Annotated in this window: 16 protein-coding genes and 2 pseudogenes; 5 read left to right on the top strand and 13 right to left on the bottom strand. The window is 59.2% G+C overall.

The window, feature by feature from the left end; translation table 11 throughout:
* Positions 1–34: 34 nt before the first annotated feature.
* Positions 35–1,441, top strand: a complete 1,407-nt coding sequence (gene gabP / locus PspCFBP13508_RS03210) for a GABA permease (protein WP_071172494.1) — start codon at positions 35–37, stop codon at positions 1,439–1,441.
* On the opposite strand, the gene PspCFBP13508_RS03205 is transcribed toward gabP, so the two are convergent.
* Positions 1,438–1,650, bottom strand: a complete 213-nt coding sequence (locus PspCFBP13508_RS03205) for a hypothetical protein (RefSeq protein WP_137213629.1) — start codon at positions 1,648–1,650, stop codon at positions 1,438–1,440. The two genes, gabP and PspCFBP13508_RS03205, sit on opposite strands and share 4 nt — an antisense overlap.
* Positions 1,651–1,668: 18 nt before the next feature.
* Entirely contained in the window at positions 1,669–3,720 is a 2,052-nt protein-coding gene (locus tag PspCFBP13508_RS03200) for a pyridoxamine 5'-phosphate oxidase family protein (RefSeq protein ID WP_137213628.1), read from the bottom strand.
* Positions 3,721–4,005: 285 nt separating this feature from the next.
* On the opposite strand from PspCFBP13508_RS03200, the gene PspCFBP13508_RS03195 reads away from it, so the two are divergent.
* Positions 4,006–4,635, top strand: coding sequence for a glutathione S-transferase (locus PspCFBP13508_RS03195; RefSeq protein WP_137213627.1), 630 nt, complete (start codon positions 4,006–4,008; stop codon positions 4,633–4,635).
* 20 nt (positions 4,636–4,655) lie between these two features.
* Here PspCFBP13508_RS03195 and PspCFBP13508_RS27800 read toward each other — a convergent pair.
* Positions 4,656–4,745: pseudogene (locus tag PspCFBP13508_RS27800) on the bottom strand (metal ABC transporter ATP-binding protein); the annotation flags it as partial.
* Positions 4,746–4,788: 43 nt separating this feature from the next.
* On the opposite strand from PspCFBP13508_RS27800, the gene PspCFBP13508_RS03185 reads away from it, so the two are divergent.
* Positions 4,789–5,709, top strand: coding sequence for a LysR family transcriptional regulator (locus tag PspCFBP13508_RS03185; RefSeq protein WP_137213626.1), 921 nt, complete (start codon positions 4,789–4,791; stop codon positions 5,707–5,709).
* A gap of 27 nt (positions 5,710–5,736) precedes the next feature.
* Here the strand turns inward: PspCFBP13508_RS03185 and PspCFBP13508_RS03180 are convergent, their stop codons facing one another.
* The 3 genes from PspCFBP13508_RS03180 to PspCFBP13508_RS03170 all read right to left on the bottom strand — a co-directional run bounded on the left by PspCFBP13508_RS03180 (position 5,737) and on the right by PspCFBP13508_RS03170 (position 9,153).
* Positions 5,737–6,513, bottom strand: coding sequence for an alpha/beta hydrolase (locus PspCFBP13508_RS03180; RefSeq protein ID WP_137213625.1), 777 nt, complete (start codon positions 6,511–6,513; stop codon positions 5,737–5,739).
* A gap of 146 nt (positions 6,514–6,659) precedes the next feature.
* Positions 6,660–7,901, bottom strand: a complete 1,242-nt coding sequence (locus tag PspCFBP13508_RS03175) for an MFS transporter (protein WP_137213624.1) — start codon at positions 7,899–7,901, stop codon at positions 6,660–6,662.
* A gap of 118 nt (positions 7,902–8,019) precedes the next feature.
* On the bottom strand, positions 8,020–9,153 hold the full coding sequence (locus tag PspCFBP13508_RS03170) for a lactonase family protein (RefSeq protein WP_137213623.1): 1,134 nt from the start codon (positions 9,151–9,153) through the stop codon (positions 8,020–8,022).
* Positions 9,154–9,418: 265 nt separating this feature from the next.
* Between PspCFBP13508_RS03170 and PspCFBP13508_RS03165 the strand changes: the two genes are divergently transcribed.
* The gene (locus PspCFBP13508_RS03165; RefSeq protein ID WP_024013001.1) at positions 9,419–10,720 is read left to right on the top strand and encodes an Nramp family divalent metal transporter; all 1,302 of its coding nucleotides are present in this window, start codon (positions 9,419–9,421) and stop codon (positions 10,718–10,720) included.
* 42 nt (positions 10,721–10,762) lie between these two features.
* Here the strand turns inward: PspCFBP13508_RS03165 and PspCFBP13508_RS03160 are convergent, their stop codons facing one another.
* From PspCFBP13508_RS03160 to PspCFBP13508_RS03130, 7 genes and pseudogenes are all read right to left on the bottom strand, one after another.
* On the bottom strand, positions 10,763–11,566 hold the full coding sequence (locus tag PspCFBP13508_RS03160; protein WP_137213622.1) for a DUF1206 domain-containing protein: 804 nt from the start codon (positions 11,564–11,566) through the stop codon (positions 10,763–10,765).
* A 125-nt stretch (positions 11,567–11,691) separates the two neighbouring features.
* Positions 11,692–11,997: a DUF6482 family protein gene (locus PspCFBP13508_RS03155; protein ID WP_016774774.1), complete on the bottom strand. Its 306-nt coding sequence runs from the start codon at positions 11,995–11,997 to the stop codon at positions 11,692–11,694.
* 14 nt (positions 11,998–12,011) lie between these two features.
* Positions 12,012–12,722 (bottom strand): SDR family oxidoreductase, encoded by a 711-nt coding sequence (locus PspCFBP13508_RS03150; protein WP_137213621.1) that lies wholly within the window; start codon positions 12,720–12,722, stop codon positions 12,012–12,014.
* A complete protein-coding gene (locus tag PspCFBP13508_RS03145) occupies positions 12,719–13,261 on the bottom strand; it encodes a DUF3833 domain-containing protein (RefSeq protein WP_122746185.1) in 543 nt (180 codons plus the stop codon). The genes PspCFBP13508_RS03150 and PspCFBP13508_RS03145 overlap by 4 nt, the downstream gene beginning before the upstream one ends.
* A gap of 45 nt (positions 13,262–13,306) precedes the next feature.
* A complete protein-coding gene (gene folE / locus PspCFBP13508_RS03140) occupies positions 13,307–13,864 on the bottom strand; it encodes a GTP cyclohydrolase I FolE (protein ID WP_041480339.1) in 558 nt (185 codons plus the stop codon).
* Positions 13,865–14,290: 426 nt separating this feature from the next.
* Positions 14,291–15,725: pseudogene (locus tag PspCFBP13508_RS03135) on the bottom strand (IS1182 family transposase).
* A 124-nt stretch (positions 15,726–15,849) separates the two neighbouring features.
* Positions 15,850–16,131 (bottom strand): hypothetical protein, encoded by a 282-nt coding sequence (locus tag PspCFBP13508_RS03130; RefSeq protein ID WP_130910228.1) that lies wholly within the window; start codon positions 16,129–16,131, stop codon positions 15,850–15,852.
* Between the two features lie 277 nt (positions 16,132–16,408).
* On the opposite strand from PspCFBP13508_RS03130, the gene PspCFBP13508_RS03125 reads away from it, so the two are divergent.
* A complete protein-coding gene (locus PspCFBP13508_RS03125) occupies positions 16,409–16,720 on the top strand; it encodes a hypothetical protein (protein ID WP_130910133.1) in 312 nt (103 codons plus the stop codon).
* Positions 16,721–16,875: the final 155 nt, after the last annotated feature.

The following is a 16,875-nucleotide window of genomic DNA, read 5'->3' as shown; positions in this document are numbered from 1 at the left end:
GCCCAAACGTCGATCATGAGAACAATAAGAACCCATGACTAGCCTGAACCCCAAGGACTCCAACGGTCAGTTGGCGCAAGGTTTCAAACCGCGTCACGTCACCATGCTCTCCATTGCCGGCATCATCGGCGCAGGACTTTTCGTTGGCTCAGGCCACGCTATCGCCGCCGCAGGACCTGCGGTGCTGCTCGCTTATCTGTTCTCCGGTCTGCTGGTCGTGCTGGTCATGCGCATGCTCGGCGAAATGGCCGTGGCGCATCCCGACACCGGCTCGTTTTCCACCTATGCCGATCAAGCCATCGGCCGCTGGGCCGGGTTCACTATCGGCTGGCTCTACTGGTGGTTCTGGGTGCTGGTGATTCCCATCGAAGCCTTGGCCGCCGGGCACGTGCTCAATCAGTGGTTTCCCCAGGTCGATGCGTGGTTGTTCGCCTTGCTGTCGATCGTCCTGCTGGTGATTACCAACCTGTTCAGCGTGTCGAAATACGGCGAGTTCGAATTCTGGTTCGCCATGGCCAAGGTCATCGCGATCATCGGTTTCATCGGCCTGGGTTTTGCGGTGCTGATGGGCTGGATTCCCGAGCGTGAAGCCAGTGGCTTGAGCACGCTGATGGCCGAGCACGGCGGCTTTGCGCCCAACGGCATGTCGGCGGTGGTCGGCGCGTTCATCACCATCATGTTCAGTTTCATCGGCACCGAAGCGGTGACTATCGCCGCTGCAGAATCGAACAATCCGGCGCAGAACATCGCCAAGGCCACGCGCTCGGTGATCTGGCGCATCGGCATTTTCTATCTGCTGTCGATCTTCGTGGTGATTTCCGTGGTGCCATGGAACGACCCGCAACTTGCCTCGGTCGGTTCCTACCAGCGCGCACTGGAACTGATGAACATCCCCAACGCCAAATTTCTCGTCGACGTTGTGGTGTTGATCGCGGTGGCCAGTTGCATGAACTCCTCGATCTACATTTCCTCGCGCATGCTGTATTCGCTGGGCCGACGCGGCGATGCGCCGCCGGCATTGAAGGTGACTTCGGCGGCTGGCGTGCCACGCGCGGCGGTCATTGCCAGCACGGTGATCGGCGCGGGTGTGACGTTACTCAGCTATTTCATGCCGGCCGGGCTGTTCCAGTTCCTGCTCGCCAGCTCCGGCGCAATTGCCTTGCTGGTGTATCTGGTGATCGCCATTTCGCAGTTGCGCATGCGCCGCCGACTGGAACGGGAAAAGGTCGAAATGACCTTGCGCATGTGGCTGTTTCCCTGGCTCACCTGGCTGGTCATCGCCTTTATCTGCGCGGCTCTGGCGGTGATGATGATCACCCCTGAACATCGCCTTGAAGTGACTTCGACCATTGGCCTGGCGCTACTGATCTCGTTCATTGGCCTGGTCACCAGCCGCCAGCACCGGCCGGCGGGCAGGGTGGCGGCTGTTAGCAAAGCCTAAGCAAACAACGCCTTGAGCCCACGGGAAAACCAGCCGTTCGGGCTCGAAGGCAGATGCTCACGTTGATTGGATGAGCCCGTCAACGCACAGGTTTCACCGGCGAGCGAGCCCATCAGTTGCGGCAGCAAAAAACTGCGTTCGCATTCACTGGCGGACAGTCCGGTTTTCTCTTGCGGCCAAACCACGTTGGTTTCGGCAAACGGCTTCATGGCGCACCTCCTCATGATTCAAACGTCCAGCACCAGGGTTTCGCTGCCCTGCGCCGGGGCGGCGCAGCAGATCAGCACTTCGTCGTCCGCCAGGCGCATGGCCGGCGGGGTGAGGTAATGCACCTGACCGCTGGTAAGGCGGGTTTTGCAGGTGCCGCACGAGCCGCCGCGACAGCTGAACTCCGGATTCAAGCCACGTGCCTCGGCCAGTTCCAGCAAGGTGCCGCTGCCCGGTTCCCAGCGTGCTTCCTTGCCGGACGTGGCGAACAACACCTTGACCGGTTCTTCCGCGACCGGCACTTGCGGCGGCGCCGGGGTGCTGATTTCGACATCGCGGATCAGCGTCGACGGGCCGAAGGTTTCGGCGTGGATGCGATCATCGGGAATGCGCATTTTGCGCAAGCCGTCGTACAGCGCCTGAGTGAAGCTGCCCGGGCCGCACAGGTAGAAATCGTAGTCATCCAGCGGCAGCAGGCTTTTCAGCAAGGCGATGTCGATGCGCCCGGCATGGTCGTAACCCTGCGCCGTTGCTTCCAGCGGCGGCTGGCTGACCACGCGCAGAACCTTGACCTTGTCACCCGCGCGTGCAGCCAAGGCGTCGATTTCTTCGCGAAAGGCCAGATCCTCGACGGTGCGACTGCTTTGCACCACCCAGGTCGGGCGCATGCGGCTGATGCGTTTGCCCTGATAGACCACCTCGCGCAGCATCGACAGCAACGGCGTCACCCCAACCCCTGCGGCCAACAGCACCAGTGGCCGGCGTTCGGTGGCGTCGACGGTGAAGTCGCCTTGCGGGGCACGGGCTTCGATCAAGTCCAGTGCCTGGACCCGATCATGCAGATGCGAGGATACCGAGCCATCGCGTTTGACGCTGATGCGCAGAAACTCGTCCGACGGCGCGCTGGACACGCTGTAGGTGCGGATCGACGCGGCGTCCTGGCCGTCGAGCAAGACCTTGATCGGCAAGTGCTGGCCCGGTTCAAAGCGCGGCAGGCCGAAGCCGTCGTTGGCTTGCAGGTAAAAGGAGCGGATCTGCGGACTCTCATCGACCACCCGCGTGACGTGCAGCGCGCGCCATTGATTGCGCAGCGCCTCGGCCTGCAAACGCTCACGGGTCTGTTCCCAGCTGCCGGTCATTTGCGAATTGGGCGATTCGCCTTCCGGCTGCTCGGCCCAGCGCAGTGGCAGCGCGGCCTGACGGTAAACGATGCGCTGCGGCTTGAAGCGCCACAGCCGCTCGGCGCCCTGGAACGCGGCGATTTGCGGATCGTCGAGCAGCACTTCTGCGCTGCCGGTCATCTGCAACAGATCGCCGCTTTCGAAATCGATAAAGGTCAGCCCGGCGCGCGGGTTGAGCACGATGTTGCCCAAGGTGTTGAAGAACAGATTGCCGGAGAAATCCGGGATGGTCAGGGTGCCGTCTTCGTCCATATGCACGAAGCCGGATTTGCCACCGCGATGGGACACATCGACTTGGCGCTCGCCGTCGCGCACCACGTAAGTGGCCACGTAGAACGAGTCAGCGGCGGTGATCATGTCGCGCACCAAGGGTTCGCTGACCGGCAAGTCGAGCGCGTTGTCGGTGGTCTCTTCGACGAAGGCGTAATGGCGCAGGTTGATATAGCGCGGGCAGTTGCCGTAAGCCTGGGTCACGCTGATCTCGAGGCTGTCGTCCTTGCGGCGGCTGATATTGCCGTTCATGCGATTGCGCCGACGGGTGTGCAGCTCGATGCCGAGCATGCCGATCGCATCGCCGGGTTGCAGGCCTTGATTGGCCGGGTCGTTGGGCTGCGCGTCGAGTTTGATCTTCAGAACCTGTGGTGACGGCGAATCCATGAACCCCGGTTGACCGGTGCGCAGAGTCGCCCACGGATCGCCCTGGCCATCAACGGCGCCGAGCACGACGAAGGGCAGTTGCGCATAGAATTCGCGGTGCTGGTCCGGCATCCAGTCGCGGGCCAGTTGCCGCTGGCCGACGCCGACCATCATTTCCACCGCGCCGACGGCACGTTGCAGGGTCAGCTCACCTTCATGCCAGGGCGAGGGCTGCGGTTTCGACGCTGTGTCCATTTCGATTCTCCTCGGGTACAAACGGGCCGGTGAGCCGCCTGGGGCTGAAGCTCAAGTGGGCTCATGTTCGCCCCCGGCCGGTTACGAGGGAATGGCCAGAAACTGCAATCCACTGTTTCACCCGGTGAAATGATCCCTGCGCGCGCCTAAGGAGGCGGGTGATTATTTCACTGGCTGAAATGCTCGATTGTATTGGCTGAGGATTCCGCGATTTGCGGCAGGGGAGCAGGATGAGCCCCATCGACACGATCAGCGGGTCGACCTCAAATAATCCAGGAGCACGTCATGTCCCAGTCAGCCGTCAAACTGTACCGCCATCCGTTGTCCGGCCACTCGCATCGCGTCGAGTTGATGCTGTCCCTGCTGGAGGTTCCGACCGAACTGGTGTTCGTCGACCTGATGAAGGGCGCGCACAAAACCCCTGAATTTCTTGCTCTCAATCGTTTCGGCCAGGTGCCGGTGATTGATGACAACGGTACGGTGCTCGCTGATTCCAACGGCATTCTTGTTTATCTGGCGAGCAAATACGGCAACGGCCAGTGGCTGCCGAGCGATCCGGTCGAGCAAGCCAAGGTGCAGCGCTGGTTATCGGTGGCTGCCGGGCAGATCAGCTCGGGTCCTGCGACGGCGCGCTTGATCACGGTGTTCGGCGCGGGTTACGACGCGGCTGATGCGATCAAGCGTTCCCACGCTTTATTGCAAGTGATGGAAGACGAGTTGGGCAACAGCGCATTCCTCGCCGGCGACAAAGCAACCGTTGCCGATGTGGCCGCCTACACTTACGTCGCCCACGCACCGGAGGGCAATGTTTCGCTTGAGGATTATCCGAATGTGCGGGCGTGGCTGGAACGGGTCGAGGCGCTGCCCAAGTTCGTCGGCATGCAGCGTACAGCGGTGGGCCTGCAAACAGCTTGACTCACAACGATGCACATCCCCTGTGGGAGCGAGCCTGCTCGCGAAAGCGGTGTGTCATTCAACGGTGATGTTGACTGACAGAATGCCTTCGCGAGCAGGCTCGCTCCCACATGATTTCACTGTGTTTTCGAGGTTTTTTACAGGTTCCCGTCTATGGATCGTTTTCAGGAAATGCGCATGTTCCTGGCCGTGGCCGAGGAGGGTGGCTTTGCGGCGGCGGCCCGGCGTTTGAACACCTCGCCCCCCAGCGTCACCCGCGCCATTGCCGCGCTGGAACAACGCATCGGCACGCGCCTGTTGTCGCGCACCACGCGCAGCCTGCACCTGACCGAAGCCGGGCATCGTTATCTGGATGATTGCCGAAGAATTCTGTGCGACGTCGACGAAGCCGAAGAGGCGGCCGCCGGCAGTTATCGGGTGCCGTGCGGGCATTTGAGCGTGACCGCGTCGGTGTTGTTTGGCGAGCTGTTCATCGCGCCGTTGCTGGCGCAATACGTCGATGCGTTTCCTTCGGTGCATCTGAAGGCTTTGCTGGTCGATCGGGTGGTGAACATGGCCGAGGAGGGCATTGATGTCGCCGTGCGCATCGGTCATCTGCACGAAAACAATCAGCATGCGATCAAGGTCGGCGAGGTCCGCCAAGTGATCTGCGGCACCCCCGATTACTTCGCCCGCTATGGCCGACCGCAACATCCGAACGAGCTGAGCCGCGCCAATATCGTCATGTCGTCCGCCAGTCATTTGCTCAGCGATTGGCAATTCGCCCATGCCGACGGGCCGTTGAGCTTTCGCTTCGAACCGCGCCTGGTGGTCACCGCGAATCAGGCGGCAATCAACATCGCCAGTTCCGGTTGGGGCATTACCCGGGTGCTGTCTTATCAAGTCGCCAGCCAGGTTGCGGCCGGTGAACTGGAATTGGTGTTGCAGGCCTTTGAGCCGCCGGCGTTACCTGTGCAACTGGTCTATCTGAAACATCCGCGCGTACCGGCGAAGGTGCGCACGTTTGTCGATTTCCTCAGGGAACGTCTACAACATCATCCAGCGCTGAAAGCCGTGAACAGGGTTCACGGCTAGGGCTTGAAGGCTCAACTCAGCGCTGGATCACTTCGCGGCCGCAGCGGTTTCGATCAGGCTGGCGACGGCTTTCGGGTTGGACACCATCACCACGTGCGACGCGCCTTTGGCCACGACGGTCTGCTTGGAGTGCGCGCGCTCAGCCATGAACGCCAGGGCTTGCGCCGGGATGTTCTTGTCCTGGTCACCGTAGACGAAGTACGACGGCACGGTTTTCCATGCAGGCTCGGTGGCGGCTTCGTTGAGCGCGGCGACGGTCACCGGGCGCTGGGTGGCGGCCATCAGCTTCGCATCAGCGGGGGAAACATCGGCTGCGAACTGCTCATGGAATTTGTCCTGCTGAATGTACAAATCCTTGCCACCATCGGCCAGCTCAACCGGGGCCGACAGGGTCGGGCCAAGGGTGCTGCCAGGGAAACGGCCGGACAATTCGGCTGCGGTTTCGCCCTTTTCCGGGGCGAACGCGGCGACGTACACCAGCGCTTTGACATTGGCATTGCCGTAAGCGGCTTCGCTGATCACCGGGCCACCGTACGAGTGCCCGACCAACACCACCGGAGTTTTCACGCTGGCCAGCACATCCGCCACCGATTGCGCATCACCCTTGACCGAGCGCAGCGGGTTGGCGGCGGCGATCACCGGGTAGCCATCCTTCTCGAGAATCTTGACCACGCCGTTCCAGCTGCTCGAATCGGCAAAGGCACCGTGCACCAGCACCACGGTAGGTTTAACCGGTGCGGCGAACGCAGCGGTGGCGCCGAACATGGCAGCGGTGAGGGCGAGGGTAGCGAAGACTTTGTTCATGGTGATGTCCTGTCGATTGGTTAAGGTAGGAATGGAAGCGACAGGGGTATTTAGCGCGCTAAATGTGTCAGTTCTGTGTGCGCAAGGCTGAACTTCGCATGCGTGTGTATCTGTGTCGGCAAAAGCTACATGCTGATACAAACCGCTCAGTTTTGGCTCAGCAGTGCAGCGGACTCGAACTTGTCAGTCCGCTGCAGCGTTTCCGGAACACCGATCAACAGCAGCAGAAACGCCGCCGCCGCAACTCCGGCAAGAGTCAGGAACGCTGCGCTGTAACCGGCGGCCTCGACGACAAATCCGGCCAGCCCATTGCTCAGCGCCGCGCCCAGACCAAACGCTGTGGTCAGCGCGCCAAGGCTGACATTGAAATGCCCGGAGCCGAGGGTCAGATCCTTGACCATCACCGGGAACAGCGCGCCGAACAGCCCAGCGCCAACGCCGTCGAGCAGCTGCACGGCGACCAGCCAGTACGGATCATCCGAGAAGGTGTAGAGCAAACCACGCAGCGGCAGGATCAGAAAACCCGCCAGCAATAACGGTTTGCGCCCCCAGACATCGGCTTTCGCACCGGCCAGCAGCGCCATCGGCACCATCACCAGTTGGGCTGCGACGATGCACGCCGACGTCAGCGGCGTGGCCATGTGCAAGTTGGCTTGGGCGAGTTTCTGGCTCACCAGCGGCAGCATCGCCGCGTTGGCCAAGTGAAACAGCGCGCAGCACAGGGCAAACATCAGCAACGGGCGATTGCTCAGCAGTACCTTGAATCCGGACGGCTGATGACTTTGATCGCCAGGCTGCAAACCGCGCGCGACGTCGTGATCTATCGCTTCTGCCGAAACGAACAGCACGGCAATCACACTGGCCAGCGCCATGACCGCCATCAGATAAAACACCGCCACCGGACCGAACAGATACGCAAACAAACCGGCCAACAACGCCGCGCACGCGTTGCCGGCATGGTTGAACGTCTCGTTGCGACCTGTACGCCGGGTGAATGCTCGCGGGCCGGTGATGCCCAGGGTGATCGCGGAAATAGCCGGGGCAAAAATAGATGCTGCCGCCGCGCTCAAGGCTTGGGTCAACGCCACCAGACTGAATGACGAAATGAACGGCAGGAGCAGACAACTCACCGTGACCAACAGCGCGGCGATGATGACCAGCGCACGTTTCGCCCGGCTGCTGTCAACCAGCGCACCAGCGGGCGTCTGCGTGACCAGCGCGGCGATACCGGCGAGAGTCATGACCACACCGATGCTGGCCGGGTCCCAGTGGTGCACGGCGAGCAAGTAGATGGCGAGGTACGGCCCGAGGCCGTCGCGGACATCGGCGAGAAAGAAATTCAGACTGTCCAGCGAGCGGTTGTTGCGGCGATCGAGATGGCTGATCACGTTGGGCAGTCTCTTGAACGGGAGGTCTGCGTAAGTGAATCGACCTCGGCAAACCTAATGACCGAAGCGGCGGGGGATTAGTTGCAGGGCTGCGGAGCAGTTGCTGCTCCGCAGATATTCATGCGTCAGGCGTTTGCAGTATCTCGATCCACAATGCGCCTTTGCCGGACGCCGCTTCACCGACACGCTTCAGCGCGCCATCCTTGCTCACCGCGTACGTACCGACCTTGGCGCTTTTCTCGCCCGTCACCAGCAGCCAGCGGCCATCTGGGGAGAAGGCGATGTTGCGTGGTTGCTGTTCTTGCACGGGGTAGTTGTCGAGAAACGTCAGTCCCCCTGTTGCCGGATCCACGGCAAATGCCGAAACGCTGCTGCTGGTGCGCTCACTCATCAGCAGCAGTTTTCCATCCGGCGACATGCGCAGGTCGGCAGCCCAGATGCGCGGGGTCGGGTCGTCTTTCAAATCGTTGTTGCGCGCATCACGGACTTCGCCGTGGGCCAGTTGCAAGCGTTCGGGAATGCCATTGGCCACAGCGATTTCGGTCAACGCGCCGCTGGTTTCGTCGATTGAGAACGCAGTCACAGTGCCGCTCATCTCGCCAACGACGTAAAGGAATTTGCCGTTGGGCGAGAACGCCAGGTGCCGAGGCCCGGTTTTCTCCGGGACGCTGACCGAGCCGCTGCCGATCGGGCTGAGCTCGCCAGTCTTGGCATCCAGGCGATATTGCAGCACCTTGTCGGTGCCCAGGTTGCCGGCGTAGGCAAAGCGATTGCTCGGCTCGGTGCGAATCGAATGCGCGTGCAGGCCGGTCGGATAACGCAGGATGTTGGCGGAAGGTTGATGATCCTCGCCGATCTTTTGAACGCTGAGCGCATCGGCGCCGTAGGAGGCCGCGAGCAGGTAGCGACCTTTTCGATCGGTCGACAGGTAGGCCATGCTCTCTGCCAGGGGCGCTTGGGTAAACTTTGTCAGATGACCGCTTTTGGAGTCGATCCGATAGCCCAGCACCTGGAAAGGCTTGACCCGCAACGCTGCAAACAGCACTTTGCCGTCCGGGGTGAGGGCCATGGGATTGACCTGGTCGCCGGCCTGGATCTGCTCAACGAGGGTGAGTGCGCCGTTGCTCTGGTCAAGGCGATATTGCGAGATCAGACCGTCGCCTGGGCTTGAGATGTAAGCGTAAGTAGCGGCGTTAGCCGTCACGCTCAACGAGGAGGCGAGCGCAGCGATCAATAGCGTTCCTTTCATCATTTCCAGCCTTATTGTTGTTGTGATCAGTCATCCTATGAGTGATTGGCTGGGGCATCAATGGCTATTTCGGGGGCCTGTAACGTCGCTACGCTTATTTGACATGCTTGTTCTAGATGATTTTGATCAGCGGAAATGATCGGAGAGGGTGGTCGTGATTGAGGTTTGACACATTTTTACATACTCTCCCGTTAGCGTTGTTGTACGACATCCTACCTAATGTGCGCATTGCAACAACTCTCACAAAAACAATAACGGAGATACCCCTATGACGAGCATGGCTCCACTCGATCATCAGGCCGCTGCAAAACCGCAAAACCTTTTCCTGCGTACTCTGAAACTGCTCGGCCCCGGCATTATCGCCGTGCTGTCGTGGCTCGGTGCGGGCGATCTCATCACGTCTTCAGTGGCCGGTGCGAACTACGGCTACGCCATGATGTGGGTGCTGGCGGTCTCGCTGTTGCTCAGGTACCTGATCGTCAACATCATTGCCCGCTTCCAGCTGTGCAATAACCAGGGCATGACCATTCTTCAGGGCTACGCCCAGCTCAACCCGGTGTTTGCCTGGTTCATGCTGGTTTATGCCTTGTTGATGGGGCACTTGATGAACGCCTACATGATCAAGGGGGCAGGGGAGTCGCTGGCGATGCTGTTCAAGATCGATCAGCCATTGCTGTGCTCGGTGGCGGTGGTGCTGGCGGTGTGGATGCTGGTCGGGCGCAACATCTACACGATGATCGAAGGCGTGATGAAGCTGCTGCTGGCGATCATGACCCTGGCGTTCATCGCCCTGGCGGTGATGTCCGGCCCGGATGTCAGCGGCATCATCAAAGGCACCATCGGCTTCAGCATTCCGCCGGACGAAGGCGTGCATGGCGCCTTGCTGGTGGCGGTCTCGGTGATCGGCGCGGTCGCCGGCTCGATCGCCAACTTCGTGCACCCGTATGTCATGCGCCAGAAAGGCTGGACCGGGCCGCAGCACAAGCGCATTCAACGTAACGATCTGCTGTTTGCGGTGTTCGTCGGGATCATCATCAACCTGGCGATCTGGATTGTTGGCGCGGAAATCCTGCGGCCCAACGGCATCGAGGTGAAAACCTTGGGCGATCTGGGCAAGGCGCTGGAAATCTTCTTCGGCCCGATCGGCTGGTACGTGTTCTTCATCGGTGTGTTCGCGACGCTGTTCGCCAGTATTTCAGGCAAGACCACGGCGTTTCCGATGCTGATCACCGATGCCTTCCAGCATGTTCGTCCTGAGCGTCGCGAGAAGTACGGCAAAGAGTTCCATCATGACCCGATGCACAAGTGGTTCATGCTGTTCATCCTCGTCACGCCGCTGATCTGGTCGATGCCGGGCATGCCGGATTTCGTCACCCTGACCATTGGTGTCAGCGCATTGAACATCATTGGTTTGCCGGTGATTTCCCTGGGCCTGCTGATCATGTCCAACCAGAAATCGCTGCTGGACAAGCAATACCGCAACAACCTGTTTGAAAACATCGCGCTGATGTTTGCTACGGGTCTGGCGCTATGGGTAGCGTTCCAGTTGGGCGTTGATCTGTTTACTTGATGGGAAGCAGTCGAGGGGGCAAACGCCCCCTCGAATAGCCGCTTACAGCGGCATATCCATTTCGATCCGGCGCCAGGCTGCTTCGGAAAAGCTGTACACCGAAAACGCGATCAGCCCCAACGCCATCAGCATCAACAGCACCCCACCTGCCGGCAGATTCTGCAAAGCATCCAGCGCTTCCTTCATGCCGGGTGGATTGGTCGCTTGGTAAACCGAGCCGCTGACCGCCATCAACACCGCAATCTCGATAAACACCACGCCTCGGGCGATCAAGCCAAAGCGCGACACCGGGCGCACGTAACGCATCACTTCGTCATCCGCTTCGAAGTATTTCTCGAACGTGGCCTTCCAGCCTTTGATGATGTGGGCGATACCGACACCCAGCGGGATCAGCGCGATCAGGTAGATCAACAGGTTCGAATGCTCGAACGACAGCAGCTGCGCGAGCAGATCCTTGGTCTTGCCATCGCCGGAGCCGCCCGAACTCCTGAGACCACTCACCAACAGACCCAAGGCAAAGAAGGCCAGCGCCGCATTGACCAGACCGCCGGCGAGCAGACCTGCGCGAATGACCAGGCCTTTGAACTCGCTGCCGTGGTGGTCGACATCGCGGATCGCTTGCAGCGCACGCCAGGCGGCGAAGGCCAGCAGGCCGGCGACCACAACACCGATCAGCACGTAGCCGAACGGCTGGCTGAGCAATGCTTCAAGGCTTTTGTGACTGTCTTTCGGTTTGGTGGAGTCGTGCGCCGCCAGTAGCGCGAAGATGCCGATGATCAGATACAGAACGCCGCGCGCGGCGTATCCGCCTCGGGCAAGCAGGACAAGCGTGTGTTGAGTGGACATGGGTTTACTTCCAGGGAATCGATGTGAAGCAGACCCGTGGACGGGGCAGGGGTTCGATAAATGCGTCGCCGGTGGGCGACGCGCGCCTTATCAGCCTGCCATGCAGCGCTTGCCTCGCTTCGGCGTCATAACGGCGTGGTCAGCGAAAATGGAATGCGCAGCTCTTCAACCGGCCCTGAATCCCGGCCGCACATTTCGTCGTGCACGCATTGCTGCACCAGCACGCAGGGAAACGCCGGCACGGTTTGCAGCAAGTCGCGCAGGTGGGTGATCGAACGCAGGTGCATTGGCTTGGCCGCGTCATCGAGCAAGGTGAACTGGCCTTGATCCACGCGAATCCTCGCCAGATAAAAACCACCTTCGAGTGACAGCAGCTCCAGTTCGCGAACTTCACTGTTGGCCGCACGTTCGGTGAGGGTTTGCAGATTCATGCTTCACTCCTTGCCTACCAGGGCAGGCGTTCTCCATCGTAGGCGAAGAAATGGCCGCTATCGGCCGGCGTCAGCGTGTCAATCAAACTCAGTAATTGCGCAGCGGCAATGTCTGCCGGGCGGGCGCTTGCGGCTCCGCGAAAAGGTTGCGACAACGGCGAGACCACCGTGCCTGGGTGCAGGCTGAGCAAGCGGCTCTGCGGTCGAGTGCGCGAAAGCTCGATGGCGGCGGTCTTGATCAGCATGTTCAGCGCAGCCTTGGAGGCGCGATAGGCGTACCAGCCGCCCAAACGGTTGTCGCCGATGCTGCCGACTTTTGCCGAAAGCATCGCCATCGCGCCTTGAGGCGCAAGCAATGGCAGAAAGTCGCGCAGCAGCAATGCCGGCCCCAGGGTGTTGACTTGAAACACGGCCTGCAGCGACTCGGCTTCGATTGCGCTGTAGCTTTTTTCCGGCTTGAGTTGGCCGCGATGGAGCAGGCCGGCCGCGTGAATGATCAGGTGATAAGGCGCTTCGGCTGCCAGTTCGGCGGCGGCGCTGGCGATCGTTTCGGGCTGCTCGAGGTCGAGCTTCGGCACAGTTTTGCGTCCCAGCGCACGGACGCTGGCGCAGCGTGGATCCTGGTTCAAATGTTGGCAGAACGCCGTGCCGAGGGCGCCACTGGCACCGATCACCAAGGCGCGATAACCGTCGCCGAACGAGGCCAGGGTCAACCCACTGCTCATGGGTTCGCTCCAGCGTTCTGGCGCCGGAAGAACACCGTCACCTGACCGACTTCGAAACCCCACTTGGACATACGGGTGCGGTTGATCAACGTGTCTTCGTCGACCAGGTACATCCAGTCGTCCATGCTCATCTCGTAAGTCGAGTCGTCGACCGGCAGATTCAGGCGATAACGCCAGTGGAAGGTGTTGCCTGCGATCTGGCCCTGAGCAACTCCGACCACATCATGCGCGCGACCGCTCCACTGACCATTGCCCCCGGGAGTGAGGGTCCAGACTCGGCGTTCACGGGTGCCGTCGCTGTAACGGAAGCGCTCGTCGAGGATCAGGTTTTCACCTTCACGACGGCTGGCGATATCGACCTCGAAACGCTTGACCACTTCGCCGTTGCGCTTCTGGAACATTCCCCAGGCTTTGACGGGCTGGCTGAAGAACTGCTCCAGACTCAATGCCGGTTGCTGATCCGCATAACGAGCAACATCGACACTGCCGCAGCTTGCAATGCTGAGCGCCAGTCCTAACAGCAGCAGAAATCGGGTCATCTTCCTACTCCTTGTGCTTGTACAGTTAACAGGCTGTGTATAGGCCTAGCGCCGGCCGATGAGCTGGAGAAATTCCTGCCGCGTCGTCGAGCTGTCGCGAAAGGCACCGAGCATGACAGAGGAGGTCATGATCGAATTCTGCTTCTCGACGCCGCGCATCATCATGCACATGTGCCTGGCCTCAATAACCACCGCGACACCGGCAGCGTCGGTGATCTGCTGGATCGCCTGAGCAATCTGCCGAGTAAGGTTTTCCTGGATCTGCAGACGCCGCGCGAACATGTCGACCACCCGTGCCACCTTGGACAGCCCCAGCACCCGGCCAGTGGGGATATACGCCACATGCGCCTTGCCGATAAACGGCAGCATATGGTGCTCACACAGCGAATAGAGCTCGATGTCGCTGACGATCACCATCTCATCGCTCTGCGACTCGAACAGCGCACCGTTGGTGACGTCTTCCAGGCTCATCCCGTAACCGTTGCACAGGTATTGCATCGCCTTTGCGGCGCGCTGGGGCGTGTCCAGCAAACCCTCGCGTTCCGGGTTCTCACCGACGCCAACGAGGATTTCACGGTAATGGCTGGCTAGTAGTGGGCTCATTCGGGCTACTCGTGGCGGTGCGGGTTAGGGACGCTGTCGGGCGAAAAGGTTGTACGCACACAGGCTGGCTGTATAGGTTTTATTGAAGATAGGCTGAAAAGGATCAACTGACAACGCATCGGTGGTTTTTTTGTGCGGGTTTGGGATTGCAGGCAGGAAAAACATGGGGCCAGGTTTGGTGAGTGGCTTGCTTGGGCCAGATGTACGGGCGTCTCAGCTGATAGCTGCCGGTGGCGGATGGTAGCTATCGACCCAGGCTGTGTGAAAACGCACAAAATACGTCGCAAACTGAAAGTCGCGATGGTGCCAGTGGAATCAGCGGACGGAAGCGCGAATTTCCTTGATCAGTTGCATAGGCGTTCGTATTGCCGTTTGGGCCGCGTCAGCGACCCAAACAGGCGCTCACGAACGGCCAAGCGGCTTGGTTCACGCCCTGATCGCCTCAAGCAGTCCTGCGATGCCGAAGATGCTCATCATTCGTTTGAGGTTGTAGGCGAGCACATGAAGGCTCATCTCAGTGCTCACCCTCGGCAGGGTTTTGGTCAGGAAGTGGGTACTTCCCATGCAGTACTCGAGCGTTCCGAAAAGATGTTCAACAGTCTGGCGGCGAACCTTCATCTTCCCCGGGGCATGTTCTAGCCGAACCTGCATCGCGTCGACTACAGCCTCATGTTCCCAGCGCTTCACACGGCGCTCCTTACCCGTCGTACATTGCTTTTGCATTGAGCAGGACTGGCAGCCCGAAAAGTAGTAACAATGCAATAACATGCCGTCTTCCATGACGAATGCCGCCTGGTTAGTAACTGTCCCGCAGGGCATCGATACTCGTCCGACGCCGCAAGATAGATGAAGTCCTGCTTACCAAATCGGCCTTCGGCTTTGCTGCCAGATGTGGGGTGTTTCGGTACGAAGGTAGTGATGCCGGCTTGCTCGCAAGCAAGGATTTCCAGACCTTTGTAATAGCCTCGGTCGGCCACCACCGTTAGCGATTCAGCCTCGATTTCTTCACGCGCTTGTTTCGCCATATTGCTCAGTTGCCCACGATCATTACCAACGTTGGCACCTCATGGGCAACGATCAGATGGTGTTTGTCGTCGACAGCTGTTTGTACGTTGCAGCCAACCGTTCCGGTGCCTCGGCCGCTCGTAGCCATTGAGCGTGCGTCTGGGCCTGTGAGGGAGATCTGCTGGTCTGGACTTTCGTGGAGCTGCGCCTCGATGTCCTTGAGTGTCTGCATCTGCTTTTTCAGTGTTTCTATCTTTTCTTTAAGCCGCTCTGCTTTGGCCTCGGCCACTTCGGGCGTTGCCCGATCCGCCGAATCCATCGCCGCCAGATATCGATCAATGCTCTGCTCGATCTGCTGCATGCGTGCCTTCACCTTGCCCTGAGTGAAGTTGCGGTCGCGATTATTGACGGCTTTGAATTTGCTGCCGTCGATGGCGATGATCGATTGGGAGAAGAGATTGAGGTTGCGACAAAGAACTACGAACTGGCGGCATACGCTGCGAATGGCTTTGCCGTTGTCTTTGCGAAAGTCGGCAATGGTTTTGAAGTCCGGGGCCAAACGCCCCGTTAGCCACATCAACTCGACGTTGCGCTCGGCCTCACGCTCAAGCCGGCGACTGGACTGAATCCGATTGAGATAGCCGTAGATATAGATCTTTAGCAAGACCGCTGGATGATAGGCCGGACGACCCGTTGCAGCAGGATCGACGCCCTCAAACCCAAGTGCGCCCAGGTCGAGTTCATCGACGAAAACGTCGACCACTCGGACTGGATTTTCTTCGGTTACGTAATCGTCCAGGCACTCCGGCAGCAGAGTCACTTGCGTCCGGGCCTCGCCTTCAATGAATCGCTTCATGATCGTCCTCGATACGATCTAGACGATCAAAAGATTAGACAAGCACTGGCGTTTTCACCCGGTGTGCTCGACTTCTGCCTGTCATGAAAAGCCGTTTCGATCTAAACAACCCCCGTCATCGTCTCTAGAGCGATGTTCGGTCGACACCTTGTACAATCTCGCTTGTTACAAAACCCACCCCGCAATGATCGCAATAAAACCCATCAACCAGCTGCTCCAGCGGCGCTGCTTTCAGAAGGGCAGGCTTGCATTCATCAACTGCTAGCTGATCCAAGCGTTGATAGCCTGCTTTTTCTTCCCCATTGAAGCGTTTTTTTGGGCTTGCTGCTCCTATCAGGATTCCCTTTGGTCTGACGTGTTGGACCGATCCACAGCGGGGGCAGGATTCCATAGGGTTTTGGTTCATGGCATGACCTGATTTGAGAGGGGCGAGAGTAATGATACCGATGAACTCAAGAAATCCTTTAACCAACGTCGTAAGAACTGACCTCCAGAGCAGTGAAGATGATTCCGTATATCTACGGACTTCACGTAGAGACGCCCCGTCCCTATCGACGCTGACGTTTTCACACAGCCTGGACCAAAAGCGGACGCCCAACGCACTTTTTTCAACCCAAAGCGGTCATCATCATGGTCAAGTATTATTGTGCCGAGGCTCGGACTGTTCATAGGTAGGTTGATGCATGGCCAGAAGCGTTAGGCTTCAACAGAAACTTCATTCAAAGTATCTCGTTGAGGTAGCGGGAGAGGTGGTGCTTGATGACTGCCTTGTTGAAAAGCTATGGGCGCTCAACAGAGGTGACAGGTTTGAGTTGAATTCACGCTCCTTCGGTATTGGACCTGTTCAAAAATACCGCTTGGAATACGCGATAACGAGAGGCCCCATTCCTGGGCATTGGCTCTACAAAGAATTTGACCCAAAGGAACTGACATTATTTTTTACGGCAAAAGACTTTGCCGGCATTTGCCATGGCTGGACCTTGTTTGACGAGTGACCATTCACGGTTCGCTGCCTGGGAGGCAGCTTCCGGCCAAAAGCAGCCGTCCACGCATGGCCTTTTTCAGCCCCAAAAGATAATAATCGGAGCGGAGACGGCCTATTGAAAATTGGCTACATGGCTGAATACGCCTCTTCTTCAGCATTCCATTA

The organism is Pseudomonas sp. CFBP13508, assembly GCF_005233515.1.
Classification (GTDB): Bacteria; Pseudomonadota; Gammaproteobacteria; order Pseudomonadales; family Pseudomonadaceae; genus Aquipseudomonas; species Aquipseudomonas mercuritolerans.
Note: the sequence above shows the minus strand (reverse complement) of the source record. Positions and strands in the feature narration are given on the sequence as shown.

Excerpts from the sequence above, each read along its gene's own strand:
- gabP (WP_071172494.1), top strand. The coding sequence starts at position 35 with ATGACTAGCCTGAACCCCAAGGACTCCAACGGTCAGTTGGCGCAAGGT.
- PspCFBP13508_RS03205 (WP_137213629.1), bottom strand. The coding sequence starts at position 1,650 with ATGAAGCCGTTTGCCGAAACCAACGTGGTTTGGCCGCAAGAGAAAACC.
- PspCFBP13508_RS03200 (WP_137213628.1), bottom strand. The coding sequence starts at position 3,720 with ATGGACACAGCGTCGAAACCGCAGCCCTCGCCCTGGCATGAAGGTGAG.
- PspCFBP13508_RS03195 (WP_137213627.1), top strand. The coding sequence starts at position 4,006 with ATGTCCCAGTCAGCCGTCAAACTGTACCGCCATCCGTTGTCCGGCCAC.
- PspCFBP13508_RS03185 (WP_137213626.1), top strand. The coding sequence starts at position 4,789 with ATGGATCGTTTTCAGGAAATGCGCATGTTCCTGGCCGTGGCCGAGGAG.
- PspCFBP13508_RS03180 (WP_137213625.1), bottom strand. The coding sequence starts at position 6,513 with ATGAACAAAGTCTTCGCTACCCTCGCCCTCACCGCTGCCATGTTCGGC.
- PspCFBP13508_RS03170 (WP_137213623.1), bottom strand. The coding sequence starts at position 9,153 with ATGATGAAAGGAACGCTATTGATCGCTGCGCTCGCCTCCTCGTTGAGC.
- PspCFBP13508_RS03165 (WP_024013001.1), top strand. The coding sequence starts at position 9,419 with ATGACGAGCATGGCTCCACTCGATCATCAGGCCGCTGCAAAACCGCAA.
- PspCFBP13508_RS03160 (WP_137213622.1), bottom strand. The coding sequence starts at position 11,566 with ATGTCCACTCAACACACGCTTGTCCTGCTTGCCCGAGGCGGATACGCC.
- PspCFBP13508_RS03155 (WP_016774774.1), bottom strand. The coding sequence starts at position 11,997 with ATGAATCTGCAAACCCTCACCGAACGTGCGGCCAACAGTGAAGTTCGC.
- PspCFBP13508_RS03150 (WP_137213621.1), bottom strand. The coding sequence starts at position 12,722 with ATGAGCAGTGGGTTGACCCTGGCCTCGTTCGGCGACGGTTATCGCGCC.
- PspCFBP13508_RS03145 (WP_122746185.1), bottom strand. The coding sequence starts at position 13,261 with ATGACCCGATTTCTGCTGCTGTTAGGACTGGCGCTCAGCATTGCAAGC.
- folE (WP_041480339.1), bottom strand. The coding sequence starts at position 13,864 with ATGAGCCCACTACTAGCCAGCCATTACCGTGAAATCCTCGTTGGCGTC.
- PspCFBP13508_RS03130 (WP_130910228.1), bottom strand. The coding sequence starts at position 16,131 with ATGAACCAAAACCCTATGGAATCCTGCCCCCGCTGTGGATCGGTCCAA.
- PspCFBP13508_RS03125 (WP_130910133.1), top strand. The coding sequence starts at position 16,409 with ATGGCCAGAAGCGTTAGGCTTCAACAGAAACTTCATTCAAAGTATCTC.